The organism is bacterium (assembly GCA_030654305.1).
Taxonomy (GTDB): domain Bacteria; phylum Krumholzibacteriota; class Krumholzibacteriia; order LZORAL124-64-63; family LZORAL124-64-63; genus PNOJ01.
In genome coordinates this window covers 1-2,460 of the sequence record JAURXS010000369.1, presented here as the reverse complement: position 1 = coordinate 2,460, position 2,460 = coordinate 1, and the positions used below count along the sequence as shown (strand labels likewise).

Below are 2,460 nucleotides of genomic sequence, written 5' to 3'. Positions count from 1 at the left end.
GCCGGGCGAAGCCCATCTCGACGACCAGCCCGACGACGAGCAACAGGCCGGTGGCCGCGAGGAAGACGGCGATCCGGTTGTCGATGAACCTGCGCATCATGGCTTGTCCTCCGTCTGTTCGCAGCTGACCTCGAATTCGCCCGTATCGCTGTCGCGGATGTCCCCCAGGGCAACGTCGGGGAATTCCGCGCCGACGCGCGCGTCGTCGCGCAGCCTGCGCACGAACTCGGTGACCGCGGCCAGGGAGTTGGCGTGGTGCCTGACCTCGCCCTTGATCCGCAGGTGCGGCTGCTCGTGCTGCCCCCGGGAGCGTCCCTCGACCTCGCTGAACACCAGTTCGGGGCTGCAACTGTCGGCGATGGCGGCCAGCTTCGGCGTCCAGTCGAGGCGGTTGCCGCGGTGGGAGAGCAGCTCCGTCGCCAGTTCCAGTTCCGGTCGCGGGTGCGTCAGCGACTGCAGCCTGGCTTCCAGCAAGGGCATCTCGTCGCGCAGCTGGGTGGCGCGCTCGCGTAGGAGGTGGTCGCTGACCATCAGCACGCCGACCAGCATGATCTCGAGCCCCAGCAGGATCATCAGCACGCCCATCACCATGGTCCGCTGCCGGGCCATGAGCTTCTTCTGCTGGTAGTCGGGGTAGAGGTTGATCCTATACATGGTCACCGTCCGCCCAGCGGCACAGGCCGCAGGCCGTGAGGAACTCCGGGCCGAGAGGTTCGCCGGCCACCAGGCCGCCCGCGCCGAGGCTGGCGGCGGGCAGGAACAGCTTGACGGGGAAGCCGACCGCGCCGCTCAGCGACGCCAGGCGCGACGCGACCCGCGCGCCGCCGCCGGCGGCGTGGATGGCGCCCACCTCGCGGTGGTAGCGGCCGCGGTAGAAGGTCAGGGTCTGCTCCACGCCGGAGGAGAGCTTCATGAAGTAGCCCTGCTCCGCGCTCGTCTCCGCCGCCTGGCCCGCGGGAGCGCCGGGGGCCACGTTGCGGGTGAGCAGTCCGCCCCGGCGCGAGGCGATGTGCAGCGCCGTGTGGCGCGCGCCGATGTCCAGCAGGGCGACGGCCGTTTCGGGGTCCAGGTCGCGGCCCAGCTCGGCGAAGAGGGCGTTCAGCCCGGCCAGAGGCTCCAGGTCGACCACTTGCAGCTCGAGCCCCGCGCATTCCAGGGCGCCGATCACGAAGTCGCGCCGGGGCTTGGGCGCGGCGGCCAGGAGCACGCGCGTCCCGGCGCCGGACTCGGCCGTCGCGGAACCGGTGTGCTCGAGGATCTGCCCCGCCAGCACCGGGGACTCCATGGCCTCGAGGTCGAGGTGGTTGCGGGCCTCGAAGGGCAGGGCCCGCGCCAGCTCCCTGCCGGTGAGCGGGGGCAGCTCCGCCTCGCGCAGCGTGCTCTCCTGCCAGCCGACCGCGGTGGCGATCCGGCCGAGGCGGCCGCGTCCCAGGCCCGCGCGCCGCAGGAGATCGCGCAGGGCGGCGCCGGCGCGCGGGAGCCGGTCCTCGCGGTTCTGGCCGTCCCAGGGCTCGGACAGGGCATGGGTCACCCGCTCGAGGCGCTGGCGGCCCTCGCCGCGGACCAGCTTCACGCTGGTGGTCCCGAACTCGATGCCCGTGCGGGCGATTGACGTACCGAACACGCGGTCCTCCTCAGCTTCCGAGCGGTGGGGGCGGCACTTCGCGCCAGTGGATGGTGCGCAGCGTGCCCGAGACCAGGGACAGCCACTCGGTCTCGATGTACGAGGGCAGCAGGTCGAGGAACGACGGGTCGTAGGTGAACTCCGCCTGGGCGTTCAGCGTGAGGCTGCCCATGCAGATCATGCTGCCGAAGAAGTCGAAGCTGCTGTTGATGATGTTCGCGCCGCCGGTGATGTAGAGCAGCCCCGGCTGGTCCGCCGTGCCGATGTTCACGGCGTTGACGCAGACCAGCTCGTCGCAGACCATGGACAGCCCGTTGTAGGGCTCGATGGTCATGCGCTCGACGGTCGTGCGGCCGCCGGTCCAGTAGGCGGGGTCGATCCGCTGCTCCTCGGTGATGCCGGTGAAGCGCGTGTTGATGACCGTCGTGTTGAGGTCGGTGCTGCCGTTCCCGCGCAGGCGCACGTCGACGATCCCGTTCGGCCCCGGCGGCGTGGAGAGCGGTCCCTCGCCGAAGTTCACGATGACCGAGACGTCGCCTGCCGCCCGGCGGAAGACGCCGTCCGTCTGGTCGAAGTAGTCCTCCATCGTCGAGGCGCTGCCGAAATTGAAGTAGTAGCGGCCCGTCGCGGCATCGTAGGTCGTGACGTCCTCCAGGTCGTCGCCGACGGTCGCCGTGATGTCGACGCCGTCGCGGTCGTAGATCTGGGCCTGGTAGTGGCCGCCGACGCTCGTGCCGCGCACCTCGTAGTAGGTCGAGCCGGTCAAATACTCCGGGTCGGTGTACATGTGGGGCGGGCGCACCTCGAAGCCTTCGGTGAGGGTGCCGCAGTTGAGG

3 protein-coding genes are annotated in these 2,460 nt (G+C 70.7%); all 3 read right to left on the bottom strand.

From position 1 onward, the window contains the following. Window positions 1-96: 96 nt before the first annotated feature. Window positions 97-654: a hypothetical protein gene (locus Q7W29_10595; protein MDO9172268.1), complete on the bottom strand. Its 558-nt coding sequence runs from the start codon at window positions 652-654 to the stop codon at window positions 97-99. After that, window positions 647-1,624 carry a pilus assembly protein PilM gene (pilM, locus tag Q7W29_10590; protein ID MDO9172267.1) on the bottom strand — a complete coding sequence of 326 codons (978 nt, stop codon included), beginning with the start codon at window positions 1,622-1,624 and terminating at the stop codon, window positions 647-649. The genes Q7W29_10595 and pilM overlap by 8 nt, the downstream gene beginning before the upstream one ends. 10 nt (window positions 1,625-1,634) lie before the next feature. After that, the coding region (locus tag Q7W29_10585) for a hypothetical protein (protein ID MDO9172266.1) at window positions 1,635-2,460 on the bottom strand (826 nt) is incomplete at its 5' end.

Bases quoted from the DNA above. Each gene is read 5' to 3' on its own strand.
- Q7W29_10595 (MDO9172268.1), bottom strand. From the start codon at position 654: ATGTATAGGATCAACCTCTACCCCGACTACCAGCAGAAGAAGCTCATG.